A 22796-nucleotide genomic window follows, 5' to 3' on the forward strand; every position below is an offset into this window, starting at 1 on the left:
CGGTACCTTGGATTTCAGTGATTTTGGTAGCACCGCCGGTTTTAAGTTCTACTGCTCCGGCTCCAACTTTTAACATAGCAAGACCGCTAATATTACCGCCAATAGAGCCGGTACCTTTAAATTCTATGGTTCCGTTGTTGTAGCAACACCTGTGTTGGTTACAGTGCCAGTAATATTCTTACCAGGATCCATATTTATTACAGCATTAAAACCTTTGAAATCTACGCTGGCAATATCTCCGGTTTCGGTTAATGTTGTGTCACCACTAAACTCTAAATGCTGAACAATATCTCCTAATTCAATTGCAGTAACGCCTAAATTAAGATTTATAGCATTGAATGTTGCCTTGTTTATTAGCTTAATCTCTCCATTTCCAGAGAAAATTAATGTCTGCAATTTATTCGCTGCAGTACCTAGTGACTTACCGGCACCTCCGCCTCCGTCAATAGTTAGTATACTAACACCGCCTGCAAAATCAGCATTAAGCTCAACTATACCGCCAGCTCCATTTGCAACATTTCCTTCTATATTATTCGCCAAAGTCACAGTTTTATTACCCGCAACAGTATTTTGTAACTTAAATGTTGAACCGGCATCGGCAAATTTAACATTATCGCCTAAAAGATTAACAGCCGCTGCAGTACTTACATCAATTGTATGCGTTGCCGGACCTGTACCCGCTCCACCATCAGCACCGATATTTATTATCTGAATAGCTGCAGAAGTTGCTCCTTGATCAACAAAATTTGCACCATTTATAACATCAAGTTCTGCTATCCCGCTTAAATCAATTGTTTTATCAACGATTACTTGATCAAAAACACTTAAATTTGCAAATTTTTTCCCCCCGACGGCTGCAGTACCGATTTTCCGAATATTTGCAGGATTATCACTGATAATAGTTAAAGCCTTAGGAACAGCACCGCCAATATCGTTTGGGTCAGCACTAGCAAAAGTAATTCTACCTTGACCATCATTAGCAGGCACGAAATCACCTGAGAATATTATTTTTGCATTATCTCTATTTCCAGTATTACTAAATCCTAACCCAGAATTTGCCCCTGCAAAAGCAATTGTCTGCACCGCTGGTAAAGTAACATCACCATTACTAGCATCGATGGCTAAAGCTTTAGTATTTACGATATTAATTTCTTTAAGACCAGTTACAGTGGCACTGGTTGCAATAAGAAGTGTAGTATTAACATTAAGCGTACCTTTATCAGCATTTGCCGCTATATCTCCATCAAATTTGTAAACTATGGGATCACCAGCAGCATCAACGGCATTACCATTAAACTCTAAAATACCGCCATTATTATTACCGGCATAGAATGTAACATTGCCCGTTAGATTTCCGCCGATTTTTATCGTACTAGCAGGACCGATAACAACGGGAGTAAATTTAAGATCGGTAACGAATACGTCTTTATTAAAATCAACTACATTGCCTCCATTTCCTTTAGCTTGAATTAATTCTAACTTAGCAATTCCTGCTGCTCCCCCTATAGTTTCCGTAACTGTACTGCTCCCTAAAAAGCTTAATGTTCCATTGACTCCCAAAGTACTCCCTACGGTACCTGTAATATTTACGCCGTCGTCAAGTATAATAACACCGTCATTATTTTTAAAGTCTATATTAGCTGTAATGTTTCCGTTAGCATTAACAACAGCAGCGTTAGCAAAGTTAATATTCGTTGCTGTGACGGCACCTAACGTAACTACTCCGGCTCCGGAAAATCTTACTTCCTTGAGCGAGTTAGTAGCACCCACCGCTCCGGCGTCCCCTGCATCGGTAAAGTTTAATATTCCAATCCCATCTATCTTTGTTGTGTTATTCACGGCACCCACATCACCGCCGGCTGCAACGTTAACAGTTGCGTCTGCATTGCCGGTAAAATTTATCCCACCTGCTGCGTTATGTATATTTAACGTGCCGCCTGCAACAGATACAGCAGCAGCATTTAATGCATCCTTAATAGTTACTATTCCGGTAGCACCGGGTTGTAACGTTACCGTTCCTCCTACATTCGTTGCTCCCACTGCTCCTGCTAAATTACCAGCACCGCTAACAGTTAAATTCCCGACAATGTCATCTGTTTGAGTTACCGTACCTCCTGTTATCGTCATATCACCTGCAGCAACTGCTAAATTCAATGTACCGCCTGCAACTGCCACATTTCCAATAGCGTTATTAATAGCTACATTACCAGCCGTAGCCTGTAACGTTACTGTTTCTGTTATATTCGTTGTTCCCACTACCCCTGCTAAATTACCGCCACCGCTTACATTTAAATTTCCTGTTATATCTTGATTAGTGTCTAACGTCCCTGATGTGATATTTACATTTCCGGTTATCGCTCCTACCTTTGCAGTCACAGCCCCATTTATTGTAATTGTTTGTGCGTCTATTGCCCCATTAAGGGTAGATGCACCATTAAACGTTACTTGCTTTAGTGACTTGCCGACACCACCAACAGCTTGTATATCACCGGCTGTTACAATAAGTGTACCTTCGTCATTAATAGCTGTCGTTACTGCTCCGGTTATACCTCCAGCTCCTACCGTTAATTGTTCATCACCGGTAAAGTTGACGTCCGCAGTTACCGCTCCTGTTGTCTTTACATCTCCACCTGCACCAATTGCTACTGTCGTTGCATCAATCGTTGTTACGTTACTCGCTCCATTAAACGTTACGCTGTTTAATATGTTTACTCCGTTTGTTCCTATCGCTCCGCCAACATCCCCTGCTGTCACTATAAGCTTACCGGTATTATTCGCTGCTGTCGTTACTGCTCCCGTTATGCCATTACCTAATGTTAATTGACCATCGGCTGTAAATGCTACCTTACCGGTCATTAAACCAGTTGCTGTAACATCTGCACCGGCATCGCCTACTGTGAAAGTTGTTGCATTTGATGTGCCAGTTATTGCTACTGCTCCGGCTCCTTTAAAATTTACTTCAGCAAGCGAATTGTTAGCACCTATAGTACCTGCTGTACCAGCACCTAAGAAATTTAATATTCCTGTACCGGCACCATTAGCAGCATCATTATTTACATCCCCGACATTACTAGCCACATCGTCTACAACATTTATTATAGTACCAGCTATTGCAGTTCCGGTGAATTTAATTCCTCCGGCAGCCTTTCTTAAAGTCAGAGTACCACCTTCTGTCATAACAACAGCAGCATTTAAAGCATCATGAATAGTTACAGCTCCAGTAGCACCAGCTTGTAACGTTACCGTTCCTGCTACATCCGTTGCTGCCGCATCCCCTGCTAAATTACCAGTGCCGCTTACATCTAAATCCCCTGTTATAACTTGATTAGTAGTTAACGTCCCTGATGTGATATTTACATTTCCGGTTATCGCTCCTACATTTGCAGTCACAGCCCCATTTATTGTAATTGTTTTTGCGTCTATTACTCCATTAAGGATAGATACACCATTAAACGTTACTTGCTTTAGTGGCGCACCGACACCAATATCTGCTACATTTCCAGCTGTTACAATAAGTGTACCTTCGTCGTTAGCAGCTGTCGTTACTGCTCCGGTTATTCCACCATCTACCGTCAATTGTCCATCGGCTGTAAAATTCACCGCTCCGCCTATTTTCCCCGTTGATACTGCAGACGCATTATTTGCCGCATCTTTTCCTATCGTCACTGTCGTTGCCGTTATGGCTTTGGCTGTCGCTGCATTCAAACCGTTACCATTATTAAAAGTAACTGCTCCTAAGGGTGTTGTAGCACCTATAGCAGCGGTAAAATCTGTCGGTGTACTAACTAGCAAATTACCCGCACCATCTATAGTTCCTGTAAGTGTTATTAGTGCCGGAGTAGCAGAATTAATAGTTAATCCTGCAGTTGCTCCTCCGAGGGTTATATTACCTAATGCAGTATAATCATTAGCAGCAGCATTACCTCCGCCTACAAATCCTAGCCCACCATCACCTGTACCAGTTAGAGTTAATGTCACACCATTATTAATACTCACATTAAGTTTATTAGCAGCAACGTTATCTACAACTGAACCTAAGCCAATGCTCTTAGTAATTGTTGCAGGACCGCCGGCAAAATTATTCATGTCAACTGCCCCGACGTTTATATTCATTGCGGTAACAGTATGAACTCCTGTAAATTGCAATGTAGAGCCGGGAGTAAATACAGCCGCTGCTTCACCTAAATTTACACCGGTTGCAAGGTTTACACCATTATTAGCAGTAGTCCTTGCCGCCGCACCCAAAGCTCCGCTGCTACTCAGCATTATCGCTGCTCCGGAAGCTGTTACTAAACCTGTTTTTAATATTTTACGAAAAAATTTTGAAGAATTGCCGGTCATTATTATATACCCTATATTGTTGAATTCTTGAACAAAAGTTAATTTGTTTATCAAAAAATAACGTATATGTTACTATATTTAAGTTGTTTTGTCTATATATAAAGGTAAGGTATAGGATAAATTCCAAAGATTGTGTTAATAATGTTATCAAATTTTAAGTATTAAAGTACGGTAGGAAAGGGGTTTAGGACGTTTCAACCGTTAAGGGGAGTGAAAGGCAGTTTAACCTGACCGTATTACTGCGTGGAGGGCGTTGTTGTATGGATCAAAAAAAGTGCTGTATGTCATTCCCGCGAAGGCGGGAATCCAGAAAAAACACTTAAAATAAGCAAAATTATATAAAAATTTACTATATAATTCGCTTAAATATTTTCTGGATTCCCGCCTTTAGCTAGAATGACACAAAGTGTAAAACCGATCCACGCAACAACGCCTTATGTGGTTCGCCATGACGATTTTTTGATTCACGCAACGATGCCACGCAGAAATAACGATTTTTTGTTAAATTCTACAAATCCTCTTTGTCTTTATCCTTTATGCCGTCTTTAAAAGCCTTAAGACCTTTGGCTAAATCTGCCATGACCTGGGGTAATTTACCGGCACCGAATAGTACAAAAATAATTAATAAAATTATTAAAAGATGACTAAAACTCATTCCCATTATATTATTCCTATTATATTATTTTAAGTTTATTATATAAAATGTTATAGAATTGATCTAGTATAATATTTACTTAAAAGTTAAAATGAAATGTTTACTAAAAAACAAATAGCAGAGTTTTTTGCAACTTTTTTTTATATAGGCAAAATAAAATACTGCCCGGGTACTTTTGGCTCTCTGGCGGCTTTTCCGCTATGTTACGTTGTTATGTATTTTATTATTACTAGTAAAATCATCTTTTCATTTCCTGCTCTTACCCTCGGCGAAGCACAGCTTATAACCTTATTTATAATAACTTTCGGTGTATGGGTGATATTATTAGTGTTTAGTAGTTATTTCACTAAAATATATATAGAATATACAGGACGAGAAGACCCGCAAGAGGTAGTAATAGACGAAGTAGTCGGGCAAATGTTAACTTTAATCCTTTGTTTTTTCTCGGTAGTATTTGTCAATGAATCAAACATAATAAAATATTTAAGTCCTTTAAAAATTAATTTAATTGTACTTTTTATTTTACCGTTTTGCTTATTCCGCATTTTTGATATAATAAAACCATGGCCGATTAATTGGCTTGACCGCAATATTCATGGTGCTACCGGTGTTATGCTGGACGATATAGTAGCCGCAATATTTGCTGCCGTAGTGCAATATGCTATTATATTCGTATTGATAGATTGGTTTATTTCGCAATAACTGCCATTAATGAATCAAAATCCTAAATTAATTTCTCAAAGGTCAACAATATGTTGACTAATATTGTAATATCATATACTATAAATTAACTTGAATATAATAATTCTAAAATGGAATATAAACTTAGCTTTTCCAAAACAGCTTTAAAAAACTTACTCAAAATTTCTGTAAATAAAAGAAAAGCTATATTAGAAAAATTAGAACAGTTAAAGCTAAATCCATATCCATATAAAGAAAATAATAATATTAAGAAGTTGATAGGACAGGACGGTTATAGGTTAAGAATTGGAGATTATCGAGTTATATACAGGACAGATAAAGGAAAGTTAGAAATTCTAGTAATCAATGTTGATGTTAGAGGAGAAGTATATAAATGAGTAATAAACATATAATTGAATATCAAGGCAAACCTGCTTTTGTTGTTATACCTTTTTATGAATATCAGGAGCTTGTAAATTTTAAAAAACATCATATTACCGATGAAGAGTTATACGCTGAAGGAATAGCTAAAAATGAAGAATATTTTCCTGAAGAATTAGTACAAAAAATTCTAAACGGCGAAAATCCTATTAAAGTTTATCGTGAATATAGAGGACTATCTCAAGAGCAGTTAGCTACTAAGATTGGTAAAACTAAACAATATATCTCAGCTATTGAGAACGGGTCACGAAAAGGTACAATAGATACGCTGAAAAAGCTAAGTACTGTTCTAAATATTGATTTAGATATGTTATAATTTTTAAAAATCAAAAACAATTTGATGACTTAAAAATATTTTTTTCTGGATTCACGCTTTCGCAGGAATGACATACAGCACCTTTTTCGAGCCAGGCAACAACGTCTGATCCATGCCGGGGTGATGTCGACGACCACGACTTTTAAACAGCTTGGGATTATACTACTAATTGGCTATTAATCCCTTCAATTTATATATTATTTCTAACGCCTCTTTTGGAGAGAGTTGATCGGGGTTAATGCGATTTACTTCTTCCTCTAATTTACTTAAAGGCACTGCTTCTTTAACGGGCGGCGATAAAGTGAATAAGCTTAAATTATTTGATTCGGTAGATAAGATATTTTTACCTTTGCCGACCGCTGTTTTTTCAAATTTTGCTAAAATTTGATTAGCTCGATTGATAACACTAGCCGGCAAACCGGCAATCGCAGCTACATGAATCCCGTATGATTTGTCGGCTGCTCCTTCTATAATATTATGCAAAAATAAAACATCCTTTCCCGATTCTTCAATAGCAATAGTATAATTTTGTAAAGCCGGCAGAAAATTATTCATAATAGTAAGCTCGTGGTAGTGAGTAGCAAAAAGACAGCGGCATTTTAGTTTGTCATGTATATACTCAAGCACCGACCAGGCAATCGATACGCCGTCGTAAGTAGATGTACCTCTGCCTACTTCATCAAGTATAATTAAAGAATTCTTAGTTGATTGTGCAAGAATTGCCGAAGTTTCAAGCATTTCTGCCATAAAGGTTGATTGCCCTTTTAATAGATCATCTGCTGCACCTATTCTACTAAATATTTTATCTACAATACCTATTTTGGCACGGCTAGCCGGTACAAAACAGCCTATTTGGGCGATTATGGTAATAATAGCATTCTGCCGTAGGAAAGTACTTTTACCTGCCATATTCGGACCGGTAATTAACCAAATTCGTTTGTCTTCTGCTAAAGAGCAATCGTTACTTACGAAACTCTTACTGTCACGAAGTAATGCCTGTTCTATTACGGGATGGCGTCCTTTGATAATCTCAAAACTTTGATCCTCGGTAAATTCCGGTTTAACGTAATTATATTCATCGGCGATATGTGCAAAATTACAAAATACGTCGAGACCGCTTAAAGAGCTTGCCAGCATTCGTAAAAATACGGTTTTATCAACTATTTGCCGGCAAATATCAGCGTATAATTCTTGTTCTAAACTAATTGCTAAGCTTTTAGCATTTACTAAATCACTCTCCAGCCTTTGCAGGTCAGGAGTGGTATAACGGGCACTATTAGCCGTAGTTTGGCGGTGGATAAATTTCGAATCAGTTATTTTATTAATATTTTTGGTAGTGATATCGATAAAAAGTCCTATAACGTTATTATGTGATATTTTAAGGCTGTCTATACCTGTTTCACGACGATATTGCTCTTTTAATTTTTCTATATGTGATTTGCCGTTATCAATTAAATCATGTAATTCTTTTACTCTTGGATGATATTCAGGTTTTATTATCCCGCCGTCATTTAAGTTATTCGGTGCATCTTCCTTAATTGACTCGTCTATTAAAGTATATAATTCTTCATCCCCTGCTAAAGTTTTAGTAATTTTTTCAATGAAGGGCGGTAAATTAAGACCGTAATGACTAAAAAATATTCCTTTAATTTGCAGTGCTGCATCTAGTGTATATTTAATATTTAACAAATCACGGCCGGTGCTACGATTCATAGTAATCCGTGTTAAACAGCGTTCTATATCACCGGTTTTTTTTAAGACTCCTCGAATCGCCGCCGCTATTTCTAGATTAGAGTAAAAAAATTCCGTAATGTTAAGGCGGTGATTTATTTTGGTGATGTTAGTTAACGGACTAGATAGAAAATTATATAATAAACGACTTCCCGGCTTGGTAACCGTGCGGTCAATTGTGCTTAGTAAACTTCCTTTGACGTTACCGGATAAGTTAGCGACAATTTCAAGGTTACGTCTTGTTGCGAAATCAATTGTCATATGCTGAGACAAATTTACGATTTTCGGTAGCGGCAAGTGCGGTATATGTTCTTTTTGCGTTAAGCTTAAATATTCTAGTATACTACCGATACTACTCACTTGTTGGTCGGATATTTCGCCGATGGCTTTAATATCTTTGATTTTATAAAAATCTAAAATAATTTTTTGACATTTATTGAAGGCAAAAAAACTATCGACTTGGTAGGTGATTCGGAGACCTAATTGTTTAGAGATATTGCCGGCAAGCTCGGAAGATCTTAAATTTTCGCTAAGTAAAATTTCTTTCGGTTTAAGCCGTGCCAGTTCATTTAGAACTTCATCGGCTGCAATATTAATTACGGAAATTTGTGAAATAGATAAATCAATATAGCAAATCGCCGCTAAATCCTTATTTTTATGTAAAGCAAGGCTTGCTAAGTAATTCGGCTCGCTTGCTGAAATTAACGATTCTTCAATAATTGTGCCGGGTGTGATAATACGTGTGACGTTTCTACTTACTACTGCTTTATATCCGTCACGTTTTTTAGCTTCTTCCGGTGTTTCTAGCTGATCGCAAATAGCAACGTTATAATTTTCTTCAATTAATTTGGTTAAATATGTCTCAAGTGCATGATGAGGTACGCCGCACATTGATATATCTTCCTCGCCGTTTTTACCTCTTTTGGTTAATGCAATGCCAAGCACGCCGCTTGCTAAAATTGCGTCTTCGAAAAACATTTCATAAAAATCACCCATCCTAAATAACAACAGACAATCCAAATGGGCAAATTTAATATCTAAATATTGCTGCATCATTTTAGTTGCGGCATCGTAATTATATTTTTGTTTAAAATCAAGAATGTTCATTTTGTATACTTAAACATGAAATAAAAATTTGTATTTTGATGTCATTCCCACACTCTTCTCTGTCATGTTCCACGATGGCGAGGCGTTGTTGCATGGCTCTATAAAAGCGTCAGTATGTCATTCCCGCGAAGGCGGGAATCCAGAGAATATTTAAACGAATTATATAGTAAATTTTTATATAATTTTGCTTATTTTAAGTGTTTTTTTCTGGATTCCCGCCTTCGCGGGAATGACACCGTGACAGCTTAAATATTTACTTTATTTTTGATAACCTAACGCTATGCCTGCCGCCTTCAAATTTAGTAGTTAAAAAATTATCGATCATCTCATAAATTATTTTAGGCTCTAATATTTTGCTTCCCAGAATTAATATATTAGCGTCATTATGAGATCGTGCCCTTTTTGCCGTAAATACGTCAAAACAAAGTGCCGCTCTTATTTGAGAACTTCTATTAGCTGCAATCGACATACCGATACCGGTATCGCTAATTAGAATGCCGAGAGGTGCTAATTCCTCAATAATTCCGTCTACAACTTTTTTTGCATAATCAGGGTAATCAACTCTTTCCGTATTATTAGTACCGCAATCATAAACAGATAAAGATTTTTTTTGTAAATAATTAATAATTTCGCTTTTTAATTGATAACCTGAGTGATCGCTAGCTATGACAATATCGTAAGTTTTCATAATTAATTTTTTTATAGAAAATAATGATAAAAAATATATACTATGCTTAATTCATTGCCTAATAATAAATTTCAGTAAATATATGATATCTCGAATTATGTTGCTTTTTTTTGCGGTAATTTTTGTTGTCGCCTGTGTTGATCAGCCCGCCGCACCTATTGAATATGGGGGAGGAGCAAATGCCTCTCACACTTTAATAAATACTAATAAATCGCCTAACCGGTTAGAGCAGGATGAAGGCGTAATAGTTAGAAAGAATATTGATGAGAGTGATGTACAGGAAAAATCTGCCGGAATCTTAAAAGAAGAGCAAGAAAGCTTAGAAGAATCAGATGATGTAATTACAGTACCTACTAGAGATGATAGTAAAATAATTTATCACGAAGTGCAAGAGGGGGAAACATTAGAATCTATTGCGAAGGATTACGAACAAAATTTAAAAGCATTAGCCAACTTTAATGATTTAACTTATCCGTATATTTTAGATGAGTCGCAAATTATTAAAATTAAAGTTAGTAATGAGCTGCTAAATAAAAAAAATATTCGTCAAGTAAATACCGATTTTATCAAACCGGTAGACGGCAAAATTATTACTAATTTCGGTGAGGAAACGCCATATGGAAAAAGTAAAGGAATAAATATTGCAGCAGCGGAAGGCAGTAGCGTTAAGTCGGTAGCTGCCGGCAAAGTAGTATATTCCGGTTATGATAAGCAATTCGGTAATTTACTGATAGTAAAATTAGATAGTAGTAATCTATATGCCGCATATGCTCATCTAAAAGAGGCGATACCTAAAAAAGGTGCTTCGGTGATTAAAGGTGAGGTAATCGGTTATGTAGGACATACCGGTAATGCTAAAACTGCTCAATTGCATTTTGCAATTCGCAAAGGTAAAATTGCCGTCGATCCGGCTGAATATGTACCGCTAAACTAAATGACAGAACAATTTTTTATTCTGGATAGATATGGTGATCCTCAAAGGATAGAAATAAGAAGAAGCCAAAAAGCCCAAAATATCAGTATAAGGATTACTCACAAAGGGGCAGAGTTGGTTTTACCCTTTAAAGCAAATCCGGAAAAAGGTTATAAATTTTTGCTAAGTAAAGAATCTTGGATTAGGCAAAAATTACGAGCAAAGGTAACTTTGGTTGAAGCGGACAACAAGAATATTCCTATTTTAGGTAAAATTTATAACGTGGCTTATACTCTGTCAAATGATCATGCCGTAAAATTAAATTGTGATACGATAGAATTATATACTACAGAAACGCTTAAAAAAACAACTTTACAAATTTTCCTTAAAAAGAAATTATTAGAAGAAATAACTAAAATAGTAAATACCGTATCTAGCAAACATAAATTAGATTATTCTAACCTTAGAATTATGGATAATGTAACTAGATGGGGAAGTTGTTCAAGCAAAGGCAACCTTGCTTTTAACTGGCGGATAGTTTTTGCACCTTATGAGGTGCTGCAATATTTAGTCGTCCATGAGATGTCTCACTTGCAAGAAATGAATCACGGTAAAAATTTTTGGGACTTAGTAGCAAATATCTACCCGGAATATATAGCGGCAAAATTATGGCTAAAGAATAACGGTAAGAATTTGTATAATTATTTGAAGTGACGATATTGTGCTTCAAACGTCATTGCGAGCAACTAAAAGCGTTGTTGCGTGGCTCTAAAAAAGTGCTATATGTCATTCCCGCGAAGGCGGGAATCCAGAGAATATTTAAACGAATTATATAGTAAATTTTTATATAATTTTGCTTATTTTAAGTGTTTTTTTCTGGATTCCCGCCTTCGCGGGAATGACATCAAAAATTCAAGCCATGCAACAAAGTCTCACCTTTAGTTAGAATGATATGTAGCACTTTTTTCAAGCCACGCAACAACGCCGGTTACGATAACGGTATGACAAACACACAAAATTTAACCCCATTTAGAGAATAAAAATGAATCAAACTAGCCACACTAAAAGAGTAACTGTTGCTTCTCTAGAAGAAATATTATATGAACCTATCAAAGTTTTAGACCACGGTTTTATTAGGGTTATCGATTATATGGGCGACGATAGTGCTATAGTACAAGCGGCTCGTGTATCATACGGTAAGGGAACAAAACAGACTAATCAAGATAAGGGGCTTATTAATTACTTAATTCGTCATCATCATACTACGCCGTTTGAAATGTGCGATATTAAATTTCATATAAAATTACCTATTTTTGTGGCGAGGCAATGGATACGTCACAGAACTGCTAGCGTAAATGAATATTCAGCGAGATATTCGATTTTAGGCAATGAATTTTATTTGCCGGAACGGGAAAATATTTCCGCACAGTCTAAAATTAATAAACAGGGTAGAGAAGAAGAAAATAGCGTACCAAAAGAAATAGCCGACAAAGTATTATCATTGCTTGAGCAGGATGCAAGGAATTGCTATAGCCATTATACCGAAATGCTAAATGCCGATGAGGACGGAAATATATTAGACGAAAATACTATCGGTATTACTAGAGAGCTTGCACGGATGAATTTAACTCTAAATTTTTATACGGAATGGTATTGGAAAATTAATTTACATAATTTATTACATTTTCTAAGACTAAGAGCTGATTCCCATGCACAATATGAAATAAGAGTATATGCCGAAAAAATGCTTGAAATCGTCAAAGCTTGGGTACCTTTTACTTATGATGCTTTTAATGAGCATCGCTTAGAAGGAAAAAGCATTTCTAAAAAAGGGCTTAGCGTTATAAAAAGGATGATTAACGGCGAAAATGTCAGTCATGAAACTAGCGAAATGACAAAAAGAGAATGGGAAGAGTTAAAGAATATTCTGGGGCTGGAATAAAAGTAATTGTATTGTGTGAATAGCGTTGTTGGATGGCTCGAAGAATGGTTTCAATGTCATACCGTGGCTTGATCCATTAGTGTACGAACGTTAAGGAAAAAGCTGTGTCATTCTAGTTCCTTGATCACGGCATCCAGTCTTTTTATTAAGGTTTTTTCTGGATACCGTGGAAGGGGCCTCGGTATGACACAGCACTTATAATAACCATAATACGGTAAAATCGATCCATGCAACAACTTATTAAAATTCTTTATTGTCTCTTAACTGTAAAATAAAATTTTCTTCCGGAAATAACTTACTTTGCTAAATAATTGAGAAGAAAATAAAAAAATAGCAAAAGGCTGGCTAAAAAGGGGAGGGAAAAAAAGTAATTTTTCCTAACCGGTCTTTTAATATTTTTAAAATTTGGGGGATTTTCTTCTTCAACCTTAATTACAAATAAATTTTCGTCTTTATCAACCATTTTAACTCCCTACGGTAAATTTATGTGTTTTATATATAAATCAACCTGTTAGCAGTCAAAAGGTGCCAGGGGCTAAGCTCCGTCATTGAAAACAACAACCTTCCATTGCACTTCATGATTTTTGGTCACTTATAACAATGGACCCCTGGCATAACTCTAGTACCAGGCTTAACAGATTGGTTTTGTAACAATGGAGCTTAAACATTATTAGCGATTTTCTACATTAATGTAATAATTGAAAGAGTCAAGATATTTTAGTTGTCACCATAAAGAAAAAATGTAATTACTAGTTACTAGGTTCTGTGAACGAAATTTAAATTAATCTATTTTAGCTCTTTTTATACTTCCAATTATAAGATTTTTTTGAAATAGGAATAGCTATTCCAGCAAAAATATAATTAATTTTTGCCAAGATTTACTTTTAAATATATAATAAGTTAGAAAATAAAGCTTAATATCATTATTCAATAAAGTAAAATTATTAAATATGAGTCAGGAAATAATCTCTATTCATCAAAATTCGGAAATCAAGGCACATTTATTTCATCTTGTCGAACCGAGTCCTTGGCCCGTGCTTACCTCATTTGCCTTACTTATTTTAGTCATAGGCGGTACAATGTTTATGCATGATTATAAATTTGGGGCTTATGTCCTAGCTTTAGGAAGTGCTTCGGTAGTTTTTTGTTTATATTCTTGGTGGAGGGATGTAATAAAAGAAGGAATAATAGAGCGGCAGCATACCACACCCGTTAGAGCCGGTCTTAGAATCGGTATGGCGTTATTTATTTTAACGGAAATAGTATTTTTCGGGGTGTTTTTTGCTTCTTTTTTTAAATCTAGCTTGTCGCCGGTAGGTATTCTTGACGGTGTCTGGGTAGTAAAAGAAGGAATTTGGCCCCCGCCTTCCATTAAAACCTTTGACCCCTTTGACATCCCATTTATTAATACTCTGATATTGCTATTATCAGGTAGTACTGTCACCTGGGCACATTATGCATTAGAAGAAAAAAATCAAAAAGATTGTGCTACGGCCCTTGGTCTTACTGTATTGCTGGGAATATTTTTTACTTTAATGCAAGCCTATGAATATCATCATGCGGCTTTTAAATTTACGGATGGAATATATGCCTCTAATTTTTACTTAGCAACCGGTTTCCACGGGGCACATGTAATAATCGGTACGATATTCTTAACAGTCTGTTATTTTCGGGCAAAAAGAGGAGATTTTACTAGTAACGATAACGGTCATTTAGGGTTTGAATTTGCTGCGTGGTATTGGCATTTTGTCGATGTAGTATGGTTGTTTTTATTTACTTTTATATATGTATTCGGTAGGTGATATTTGATATGCTATTTTAATCGTATAAAAAAATTTTAATAAAGGTAAAATTAACTAGTGTGATTATAATGTTACTTAAAAATATTTGTTTATAATAGTATTTTATTATATAAAATAAGTATAGTTTGCATATATTAAGAAGTTGATTAATATAGAGATAGAGTGTAATGTGAATCTTTAAAATAATTATCGAGGTAAATTTATGAATTTTAAAAAGTTAAATATAGAACCGCTAGACCAAAATTTGGGAGTACGCTTATTACTTACCTTTCTTAGTATAGCTGCAATTATGACGTCATTTGATACATTTGCAAGTGGTGCTTCTGCTGATCCTGTCGGGGCTGCATTATGTAATATGATAAAAATATTTAGAGGTAATACGGCTAGAGGAATAGCGGTTGTCGGTATAATTGTTCTAGGAATTCAAACTCTTAGAGGTAAGTTACAATGGGAAGTAGCTTTGGTTATAATAGCTGCTATTATAATATTATTTAAAGCTCCGGATATAGTAAACATGGTAGCCGGCGGCACTGCCGATACAACATGTGGAGTTACTAGTATTGCATAAAAACGTTAAGATAATTATTAGGGCTTAAAAAATCTTAATTATAATAAGAAGTAGAGTTTTAAAAGACTCTACTTTTTTATTAGCGTTGGCTTTATTGTGTGGCTCTAATGCCTAAATCGTCATTGCAAGGCACCGTGGCTTGTACCTGTGTTGTTGCATGGCTCTAAAAAAGCGTCGTATGTCATTCCCGCGTAGGCGGGAACCCAGAAAATATTTAAGCGAATTATATAGTAAATTTTTATATAATTTGCTTATTTTAAGTGTTTTTTCTGGATTCCCGCCTACGCGGGAATGACATCAAAAATTCGATCCATGCAACAAAGCCCGCTCGCAATGACGAGGTAAGGTCGAACCCAGGCAACAACACTATTTAGAGTTTGGTAAAGAACCCTATTGAATATCCTTAATTAACCTTGGGACTAGGTAGCTATGCAGCATTAATCCCTTATCGGTAAGGTAGATATTATTGTCTAATTTTATTAAATTCAATGTTTGATAATATTGTAGCATATCGATATCTAAGATATCCGTTAACTTCATACCGATTTTTTGCTCTAAACTATTAATATTTATTCCGCCTTTAAGTCGTAGCCCCATCATTAATATTTCTTCAATCATTTCTTGCAGCGATAATTTAATTTTAGCCTGAATACCGGTGTTTAATTCATTAACGGTTTGAAGCCATTTTTCCGGTTTATGCCACATCATCATGCTATAAGCCGTTGCCTGTTTAGAGTCAATAATTCTACTATGAGCACCGGGACCTATACCTAAATAATTATCATAATGCCAATAAGCTAAATTATGTATGCATTCATGGTTTGGCAGTGCATAATTAGATATCTCATATCTAAAATAGTTATTAGATTCTAAATAATAATTTGTCCATTCATACATTTCCGCTGCTTTGTCGGAATTAGGAAGTATTAAACTACCATCTTTAAATAATTTATAAAATAACGTGCCTTTTTCAATAGTTAATTGATACAAAGAAATATGCCCGCTAGCGAGCTGCATTGCTTCCTTTAATTCTTGTTGCCAATCTTTTAAAGTTTGATCACTTCTTGCATATATTAAATCAAAAGATATTTTTGGAAAAATTTTACGAGCTGCTTCAATTGTTTTAATGGCTTGTTTTGCATCATGCTGCCTACCTAATTTTTTTAAGTCATCTTCTCTTAAGGATTGTACGCCGATGGAAACACGATTTACTCCGGCTAATTTAAATGATTGAAATTTGTTAGTCTCAAAAGATGTCGGGTTAGTTTCTAAAGTTATTTCCGTCTGATCATCAATATTAGCTAGTTCTTTTATTTTATTTATTATTCCTTCTACCACAAACGGCTCCATCAAGGAGGGAGTACCGCCGCCGAAAAAAATAGATTTTATATATTTGTTTTGAATTATATCCGTAAAATGCTCAATTTCTTTTTCATAAGATTTAAGCCAAAGGTTATGATCTATTTTATTTGCAATATGAGAATTAAAATCACAATAAGGACATTTTGACAAGCAAAACGGCCAATGAATATAGATACTTAAATGATTCAAGGGAGCAATATGTTATTTATAAATGAAAGGCAGCTAAGGAGAAGATTATGATATAAGCCTTAAACTTTTCGATGTCATTCCCGCAAAGGCGGGAATCCAGAAAAAACACTTAAAATAGACAAAGTTATATAAAAATTTACTATATAATTCGTTTAAATATTCTCTGGATTCCCGCCTTTGCGGGAATGACATAGTTAAGTAGTACGAATGACATACCTACATACAAATATGTCTAATCTAAAATCAAATAGATTCCGCAGTTGATTTATTGTTATCAACAATTTGTTTTAAAATAAATTTCTTAATTTTTTCAAAAGCGGTATTTTCGATTTGCCTAATACGCTCTTTAGAAATTTTATATTCAGTGCTTAAAATATCTAAAGTTTTAGGATAATCTTGTAATTTACGTTCCGTTAAAATACGAAGCTCTCGATCATTTAAAATTTTCATTGCTTTTGATAACAAACTTCTTTTATTAGTAAAATCTTGTTTATTAATAAGCAATGCCTCAGCACTTGGGCGAGTTTCGGGTAAAAGTTCAATTAGTTCTCCGCTGCTACTATCATCATTATTTATAGAATTATTTAATGATAAATCAGCTCCGGAAAGCCTAGCATTCATTTCGGCTACTTCATTTGTCGTTACTCCGAGTTCAGCGGCTATTTGAGTAAAATCTTGTACAGTGACGGCTCTTGAATATAAATTAGTAATTTTATGTTTAATTTTACTAAGGCTAAAAAATAATTTTTTTTGTGCAGCGGTAGTACCCATCTTTACTAATGACCAAGATTTTAGTATATATTCTTGAATCGCAGCTTTAATCCACCACATCGCATAAGTAGATAAACGAAAACCTAAATCGGGTTTATATTTTTTTACTGCTTGCATTAAGCCGATATTTCCTTCTGAAACCAATTCTGTTAAAGGAAGTCCATAAGTTCTATAACTGCTAGCGATTTTTGCTACTAATTTAAGATGGCTAGTTACTAATTTATGGGCAGCTTGCAAATTATTTTCGTCAAGGTAAGATTTTGCCAGCGAAAATTCTTCTTCTTGAGAAAGAGAAGGTATTTTATTAATTTTTTGTAAGTAGCTATAAAATCCTGATTCGTTAGAAATTGCTAGTGCATTAACTTTATTAGCCATATATTATACCTATTATCATCAATATCATTAATTATATTACCATATATATTAGCTAAAATAAACTAATTAAAGGTCAAGATTGAAAAAATCTAATAAAAACTTAGCAGCTTCTTTGCTCGGACTAATACTTAGCATGATATTACTAAGCTTTGCCTCCGTACCGATTTATAATTTATTTTGTAAAGTTACGGGCTATGGCGGCACTACTAGCCGCGAGATAGTAAATATATATTCACCTGAAAAAGGTAGTCGTACGATAACTATAGAATTTGATTCAAACGTCGATAAAAATTTGCCTTGGCATTTTGTGCCTAAACAACGAAAAGCTAAGCTTATTCCGGGACAAAATACTTTAGTTTTTTATGAAGCGGAAAATTTAAGTAATAATGATATAATAGGTACTTCTATTTATAACGTTACTCCTAATAAAGCGGGAAAATATTTTGTTAAAATCCATTGTTTTTGTTTTGAAGAACAATTATTAAAAGCCGGCGAAAAAATACTAATGCCCGTAACATTTTTTATAGATAAAGACTTTGAGAATGACCCGGAAATGAACGATGTTAAAGTGATTACCTTATCTTATAGTTTTTTTAAGGTGCGAGATATTAAGGAATAACTAAAAAACTCGGTTAATATTAAATTTTTTAAATAGCTTATTGTAATTTATCAGATTATCTAGTATAATGCACTGTTTGTTTATAGGTTATTTGGAGACAATATACTTGATGAATAAAGATTTTACTGTGGTGGTTGCGATGTCGGGAGGGGTCGATAGCTCTACCGTTGCCGCTATGCTATGTGAGCAAGGGTATAAGGTAATAGGTATTACTTTGCAATTATATGATCACGGTTTAGCAGTTAGTAAAAAAAATGCTTGTTGTGCCGGTCAAGATATTTATGATGCAAAAATGGTGGCGGTAAAATTAGATATTCCTCACTATGTCCTTGATTATGAAAGTAGATTCAAAGATTCGGTAATTGATAATTTCGTTGATAGTTATATGCAAGGGGAAACTCCTTTGCCTTGCGTGCAGTGTAATCAATCGGTAAAATTTAAAGATTTATTAAAAACGGCAAAGGAACTGGGAGCAGGGTGTTTAGCTACCGGTCATTACGTTCGGAAAATTATGGGAGATAACGGTGCAGAGCTACATACGGGGCTTGATCCTCTAAAAGATCAAAGTTATTTTTTATTTGCTACTACTCAAGCTCAACTTGACTATTTGCATTTTCCTTTAGGGGGTTTAACTAAAGAAGAAACACGGCAAGCGGCAAATAAATTTGGGCTTGAGGTTGCGAATAAACCGGATAGCCAAGATATTTGTTTTGTACCCGATGGCGATTATCGTTCAGTAATTAGTAAAATTCGTAAAGATGCTAATGAAAAAGGTAAAATAGTTCATGTTAACGGTTTTGAGCTAGGTAGTCATGACGGGATAATTAATTATACAGTCGGGCAACGTCGAGGTCTTGGTATAGCATTTCATGAGCCTTTATACGTAGTAAAAATTGATCCGATAACAAAAACTATATATGCCGGACCGGAATCGGCTTTAAAAGCTTGTGAATTTATTATTAAAGATGTTAATTGGCTAGGGGAAGAGATTAAAGAAGGAGAGAAACTTGAGGTAACCGTTAAAATTCGCTCAATGAGACCGCCGACGCCTGCTTATATAAGTAAAATTAGCGACTCCGAAATGAAGATAAAATTATTATCGCCGGAAAAAGCGGTAGCACCGGGGCAGGCATGCGTTATATACGATAACGACAGGGTACTCGGCGGCGGCTGGATTACTAGAGAGATAAGGTAAACTTGGAAAGTCATTTCCGTGCAAATGGGGCGTTGTTGCGTGGATTGAATTTTTGATGTCATTCCCGCGAAGGCGGGAATCCAGAAAAAACACTTAAAATAAGCAAAATTATGTAAAAATTTACTATATAATTCGCTTAAATATTCTCTGGATTCCTGCCTTCGCGGGAATGACATACTGCTACTTTTATCGATCCATGCAACAACACAGATACAAGCCATGGCATGACACTGAACACTATATATTAAATAAAAATTTATTTTATAATTTGAGGAAATAATGAGCTTTTTAAAGAAGAAAAGTTTTGAATCAGTAAGAGAAATGGGAAGTTCTAGCGGTCTTAGTAAGACGCTTGGAGCATTTGATTTAATATTGCTCGGTCTTGGTGCGATGATCGGTACCGGCGTATTTGTTGTTACCGGCATAATTGCTGCTAAATATTCCGGTCCGGCGGTAATGATATCTTATATGATTGCCGGAGTTACCTGTATTTTTGTTGCACTTGTTTATACCGAGCTTGCAGCAATGTTGCCAACTTCCGGGAGTATTTATACTTATTCCTATGTTGCATTTGGTGAAGTATTTGCTTGGTTAATAGGTAGCGTTATTGTGTTGGAGCTTGGTGTAGCTGCAGGAATAGTTGCCGCCGGTTGGTCCGGTTATGTTCAAGGAATATTAGCAGCAGGCGGGGTACATTTACCGAAAGAATTAACTACGGTACCGGCGAATGGCGGTATAATAAATTTACCGGCATTTTTAATTTCAGTATTTATCGGATTTATTTTATATTTAGGTACTAAAGATAGTAAACGATTAAATGCAATCTTAGTTTTTATAAAGATGGCTGCCATATTTGTTTTTGTATTAGCTGCCGCTCCACATTTCGACGCAACTAACTGGAGCAATTTTATGCCTTTTGGCTTTAACAATGTTTTAGTAGGTGCATCTATTTTATTCTTAGCTTTTACCGGCTTTGGAACAATTGCAACTGCAGCTGAAGAGTGTAAGAATCCGAAGCGTGATATAATGATCGGTATTATCGGTTCACTGGTGTTAACTACTATAGTCTATGTTGTAATGGCAGGGCTTGTGACGGGTATAGCACCTTTTGATCAGTTAAATAACGATCAGCCGCTTGCTTATGCCCTAACTATTAATAATAGCAAAATTGGTTCAGCGATTGTTGCAACCGGTGCAGTTTGCGGCATGATGACCGTATTAATGATGAATATCTACGGCACTTCACGTATTTTTTACGCTATCGCACGTGACGGTTTACTGCCGAAAAGTTTTGCAAAGTTGCACCCTAAATATGATAGTCCATATGTCACGATTATAATATTTGCAGCTCTTGCGGCATTGCTTGGAGGTTTTTGTCCTACTGAAATTACAACACAATTAACTTCAATGGGTGCTTTAATTGATTATGTAACCGTTGCAATTATCGTGATGATGTTTAGGATAAAATTGCCGAATGCACAAAGACCTTTTAAATGTCCTTTAGTATTTATTATTGCGCCGTTTATCTTACTTGCTTGTACATATTTATTATTTATTCAAATATATGACGGTGAGTTTAACCTGTTAACGGCAGGACGAACGCTCATATATTGGTTTATTGCAATATTTGGCTTATATATTGTTAGATCATTTTTTATGAAGAAAGAAATTGTCGAATAGGCTGTCATACCGTGGCTTGTCCACGGTATCTAGTCTTTTATTAAGTTTTTTTCTGGATACCGTGGACAAGCCACGGTATGACAGCCTGACTTATAAATAAAATAGATAAGCCAAAATGACCGATAAGCTTAGACCTTTACGTGGAATGAAAGACCTCTTGCCGGAAGATTATAAAGTGCATGACTTTATAATTAAAAAGGCAAGAGAGATTGGTGAGTTATACGGCTATAAGCCCATGAGTACGCCGATCCTTGAATATACTAAAGTCTTTAATCGCTCTATGGGTGAAAGCTCTGACGTTATCAGTAAAGAAATTTATAGTTTTTTAGATAAAAGCGACGAATCTGTAGCACTACGTCCTGAATTTACCGCTGGAATTATGCGGGCTTTTATCTCAAACAACTTGCAACAAAAACTCCCTCTAAAGTTTTTCTCATACGGACCGGTTTTTAGATACGATCGACCGCAAGCAGGCAGACAAAGGCAATTTCACCAGTTAAATTATGAGTATATCGGTGCTAGCAGTTCTTATTCCGATGCTGAAGTTATAAAGCTTGCCGTTGATATTCTAACAAGCCTTGAAATTGAAAAGGACACAATTTTAGAGCTTAATTCGCTTGGTTGCGTTGAGTCTCGTGCGGATTATCAGCAAGAATTAGTCGAATATTTAAATAATTTTAAGGATGAATTATCTGAAGATAGTCAAAAAAGGCTAATTAAAAACCCCTTGCGAATTCTTGATTCTAAAAATGAAAATGATCAAAAAATAGTAGCAAACGCTCCGATTTTATCTGAATATTATACCGATGAAGCTAAAAAATATTTTGATGAATTACTAAAATATCTTGATGGTTTAGATGTAAAATATAAGATTAACCCAAGGCTTGTGCGAGGTCTTGATTATTATTGCCACACCGCTTTTGAATTTACTGCTACAAAACTTGGAGCACAATCGACCATCCTTGCCGGCGGACGTTATGACGGTCTTAGTAAAGTTATGGGCGGGGAAAATGTCCCAGCTATCGGTTTTGCTGCCGGAATTGAAAGGCTTGCTTTAATGAAAGAATATAATATAGTTTCAGTAAGACCCGTATTTATTTTGCCTATCAAGGATAATAATATAGAGCCTTGCTTAATAATTGCCGATAAATTCCGCTCGCAAAATATCCCTGTAATTATGAATGCTGCCGGAAAAATAGCTAAAAGAATGCAACGAGCAATTGCCGAAAATACTAAATTTGTTATTTTTATCGGCGATACCGAGCAAGAAAATAATAACCTAAAAATAAAAGATTTAGATAAAGAAGAAGAGTATTTAATGAGCTTTGAGCAAGTAGTGAAAATGTTATTGGTAGCAAAGCTTGCTTAGAATTTCTAACTAGGTTCTGTGAACAAAATTTAAATTATTTCTCGTAGAAAT

Annotated in this window: 19 protein-coding genes; 12 read left to right on the top strand and 7 right to left on the bottom strand. The window is 35.4% G+C overall.

Annotated features, from left to right (window positions below; all coding sequences use genetic code 11):
* Positions 1–123 precede the first annotated feature (123 nt).
* Entirely contained in the window at positions 124–4341 is a 4218-nt protein-coding gene (locus AAGD48_RS00765; protein ID WP_341790065.1) for a hypothetical protein, read from the bottom strand.
* A 508-nt stretch (positions 4342–4849) separates the two neighbouring features.
* On the bottom strand, positions 4850–5002 hold the full coding sequence (locus tag AAGD48_RS00770; protein ID WP_341790066.1) for a Sec-independent protein translocase subunit TatA: 153 nt from the start codon (positions 5000–5002) through the stop codon (positions 4850–4852).
* A gap of 90 nt (positions 5003–5092) precedes the next feature.
* On the opposite strand from AAGD48_RS00770, the gene AAGD48_RS00775 reads away from it, so the two are divergent.
* The 3 genes from AAGD48_RS00775 (at position 5093) to AAGD48_RS00785 (ending at position 6434) form a co-directional block, all read left to right on the top strand.
* Entirely contained in the window at positions 5093–5698 is a 606-nt protein-coding gene (locus tag AAGD48_RS00775; protein WP_341790067.1) for a phosphatidylglycerophosphatase A, read from the top strand.
* A gap of 110 nt (positions 5699–5808) precedes the next feature.
* Positions 5809–6075, top strand: a complete 267-nt coding sequence (locus tag AAGD48_RS00780) for a type II toxin-antitoxin system RelE/ParE family toxin (RefSeq protein ID WP_341790068.1) — start codon at positions 5809–5811, stop codon at positions 6073–6075.
* Positions 6072–6434, top strand: a complete 363-nt coding sequence (locus AAGD48_RS00785; RefSeq protein ID WP_341790069.1) for a helix-turn-helix transcriptional regulator — start codon at positions 6072–6074, stop codon at positions 6432–6434. The genes AAGD48_RS00780 and AAGD48_RS00785 overlap by 4 nt, the downstream gene beginning before the upstream one ends.
* 165 nt (positions 6435–6599) lie before the next feature.
* Here the strand turns inward: AAGD48_RS00785 and mutS are convergent, their stop codons facing one another.
* Both mutS and rpiB read right to left on the bottom strand, forming a co-directional pair.
* Complete coding sequence (gene mutS, locus AAGD48_RS00790) at positions 6600–9272, bottom strand: DNA mismatch repair protein MutS (RefSeq protein WP_341790070.1); 2673 nt, start codon at positions 9270–9272, stop codon at positions 6600–6602.
* 253 nt (positions 9273–9525) lie between these two features.
* Positions 9526–9960 (bottom strand): ribose 5-phosphate isomerase B, encoded by a 435-nt coding sequence (gene rpiB, locus AAGD48_RS00795; RefSeq protein WP_341790071.1) that lies wholly within the window; start codon positions 9958–9960, stop codon positions 9526–9528.
* Between the two features lie 97 nt (positions 9961–10057).
* Between rpiB and AAGD48_RS00800 the strand changes: the two genes are divergently transcribed.
* From AAGD48_RS00800 to thyX, 3 genes are all read left to right on the top strand, one after another.
* Positions 10058–10894 carry a LysM peptidoglycan-binding domain-containing M23 family metallopeptidase gene (locus AAGD48_RS00800; protein WP_341790072.1) on the top strand — a complete coding sequence of 279 codons (837 nt, stop codon included), beginning with the start codon at positions 10058–10060 and terminating at the stop codon, positions 10892–10894.
* Positions 10895–11587, top strand: coding sequence for a SprT family zinc-dependent metalloprotease (locus tag AAGD48_RS00805; RefSeq protein ID WP_341790073.1), 693 nt, complete (start codon positions 10895–10897; stop codon positions 11585–11587). It abuts the gene before it with no gap.
* Between the two features lie 328 nt (positions 11588–11915).
* Positions 11916–12815, top strand: coding sequence for an FAD-dependent thymidylate synthase (thyX, locus tag AAGD48_RS00810; protein WP_341790074.1), 900 nt, complete (start codon positions 11916–11918; stop codon positions 12813–12815).
* Positions 12816–13110: 295 nt separating this feature from the next.
* On the opposite strand, the gene AAGD48_RS00815 is transcribed toward thyX, so the two are convergent.
* Positions 13111–13278: a hypothetical protein gene (locus AAGD48_RS00815; protein ID WP_341790075.1), complete on the bottom strand. Its 168-nt coding sequence runs from the start codon at positions 13276–13278 to the stop codon at positions 13111–13113.
* Positions 13279–13765: 487 nt separating this feature from the next.
* On the opposite strand from AAGD48_RS00815, the gene AAGD48_RS00820 reads away from it, so the two are divergent.
* Positions 13766–14617, top strand: coding sequence for a cytochrome c oxidase subunit 3 (locus tag AAGD48_RS00820; RefSeq protein ID WP_341790076.1), 852 nt, complete (start codon positions 13766–13768; stop codon positions 14615–14617).
* Between the two features lie 202 nt (positions 14618–14819).
* Positions 14820–15185, top strand: coding sequence for a TrbC/VirB2 family protein (locus AAGD48_RS00825; protein ID WP_341790077.1), 366 nt, complete (start codon positions 14820–14822; stop codon positions 15183–15185).
* 390 nt (positions 15186–15575) lie between these two features.
* Here AAGD48_RS00825 and hemW read toward each other — a convergent pair whose 3' ends face one another.
* Positions 15576–16736 (bottom strand): radical SAM family heme chaperone HemW, encoded by a 1161-nt coding sequence (hemW, locus tag AAGD48_RS00830; RefSeq protein ID WP_341790078.1) that lies wholly within the window; start codon positions 16734–16736, stop codon positions 15576–15578.
* 243 nt (positions 16737–16979) lie between these two features.
* Positions 16980–17882 carry an RNA polymerase sigma factor RpoH gene (gene rpoH / locus AAGD48_RS00835; RefSeq protein WP_341790079.1) on the bottom strand — a complete coding sequence of 301 codons (903 nt, stop codon included), beginning with the start codon at positions 17880–17882 and terminating at the stop codon, positions 16980–16982.
* Positions 17883–18015: 133 nt separating this feature from the next.
* On the opposite strand from rpoH, the gene AAGD48_RS00840 reads away from it, so the two are divergent.
* The 4 genes from AAGD48_RS00840 (at position 18016) to hisS (ending at position 22745) form a co-directional block, all read left to right on the top strand.
* Positions 18016–18501 carry a cytochrome c oxidase assembly protein gene (locus tag AAGD48_RS00840; protein ID WP_341790803.1) on the top strand — a complete coding sequence of 162 codons (486 nt, stop codon included), beginning with the start codon at positions 18016–18018 and terminating at the stop codon, positions 18499–18501.
* A gap of 109 nt (positions 18502–18610) precedes the next feature.
* Complete coding sequence (gene mnmA / locus AAGD48_RS00845; RefSeq protein WP_341790804.1) at positions 18611–19696, top strand: tRNA 2-thiouridine(34) synthase MnmA; 1086 nt, start codon at positions 18611–18613, stop codon at positions 19694–19696.
* A gap of 279 nt (positions 19697–19975) precedes the next feature.
* Positions 19976–21376, top strand: coding sequence for an amino acid permease (locus tag AAGD48_RS00850; protein ID WP_341790080.1), 1401 nt, complete (start codon positions 19976–19978; stop codon positions 21374–21376).
* Positions 21377–21491: 115 nt separating this feature from the next.
* Positions 21492–22745 (top strand): histidine--tRNA ligase, encoded by a 1254-nt coding sequence (gene hisS / locus AAGD48_RS00855; protein ID WP_341790081.1) that lies wholly within the window; start codon positions 21492–21494, stop codon positions 22743–22745.
* The last annotated feature ends 51 nt before the right edge of the window (positions 22746–22796 follow it).

The organism is Rickettsia endosymbiont of Polydrusus tereticollis (genome assembly GCF_964026385.1).
Lineage (GTDB): Bacteria > Pseudomonadota > Alphaproteobacteria > Rickettsiales > Rickettsiaceae > Rickettsia.

Bases quoted from the DNA above. Each gene is read 5' to 3' on its own strand.
- rpiB (WP_341790071.1), bottom strand. From the start codon at position 9,960: ATGAAAACTTACGATATTGTCATAGCTAGCGATCACTCAGGTTATCAA.
- mnmA (WP_341790804.1), top strand. From the start codon at position 18,611: ATGAATAAAGATTTTACTGTGGTGGTTGCGATGTCGGGAGGGGTCGAT.
- AAGD48_RS00785 (WP_341790069.1), top strand. From the start codon at position 6,072: ATGAGTAATAAACATATAATTGAATATCAAGGCAAACCTGCTTTTGTT.
- AAGD48_RS00850 (WP_341790080.1), top strand. From the start codon at position 19,976: ATGAGCTTTTTAAAGAAGAAAAGTTTTGAATCAGTAAGAGAAATGGGA.
- rpoH (WP_341790079.1), bottom strand. From the start codon at position 17,882: ATGGCTAATAAAGTTAATGCACTAGCAATTTCTAACGAATCAGGATTT.
- AAGD48_RS00820 (WP_341790076.1), top strand. From the start codon at position 13,766: ATGAGTCAGGAAATAATCTCTATTCATCAAAATTCGGAAATCAAGGCA.
- AAGD48_RS00770 (WP_341790066.1), bottom strand. From the start codon at position 5,002: ATGGGAATGAGTTTTAGTCATCTTTTAATAATTTTATTAATTATTTTT.
- hisS (WP_341790081.1), top strand. From the start codon at position 21,492: ATGACCGATAAGCTTAGACCTTTACGTGGAATGAAAGACCTCTTGCCG.
- AAGD48_RS00775 (WP_341790067.1), top strand. From the start codon at position 5,093: ATGTTTACTAAAAAACAAATAGCAGAGTTTTTTGCAACTTTTTTTTAT.
- thyX (WP_341790074.1), top strand. From the start codon at position 11,916: ATGAATCAAACTAGCCACACTAAAAGAGTAACTGTTGCTTCTCTAGAA.
- AAGD48_RS00805 (WP_341790073.1), top strand. From the start codon at position 10,895: ATGACAGAACAATTTTTTATTCTGGATAGATATGGTGATCCTCAAAGG.
- mutS (WP_341790070.1), bottom strand. From the start codon at position 9,272: ATGAACATTCTTGATTTTAAACAAAAATATAATTACGATGCCGCAACT.
- AAGD48_RS00815 (WP_341790075.1), bottom strand. From the start codon at position 13,278: ATGGTTGATAAAGACGAAAATTTATTTGTAATTAAGGTTGAAGAAGAA.
- AAGD48_RS00800 (WP_341790072.1), top strand. From the start codon at position 10,058: ATGTTGCTTTTTTTTGCGGTAATTTTTGTTGTCGCCTGTGTTGATCAG.
- AAGD48_RS00765 (WP_341790065.1), bottom strand. From the start codon at position 4,341: ATGACCGGCAATTCTTCAAAATTTTTTCGTAAAATATTAAAAACAGGT.
- AAGD48_RS00780 (WP_341790068.1), top strand. From the start codon at position 5,809: ATGGAATATAAACTTAGCTTTTCCAAAACAGCTTTAAAAAACTTACTC.
- AAGD48_RS00840 (WP_341790803.1), top strand. From the start codon at position 18,016: ATGATATTACTAAGCTTTGCCTCCGTACCGATTTATAATTTATTTTGT.
- AAGD48_RS00825 (WP_341790077.1), top strand. From the start codon at position 14,820: ATGAATTTTAAAAAGTTAAATATAGAACCGCTAGACCAAAATTTGGGA.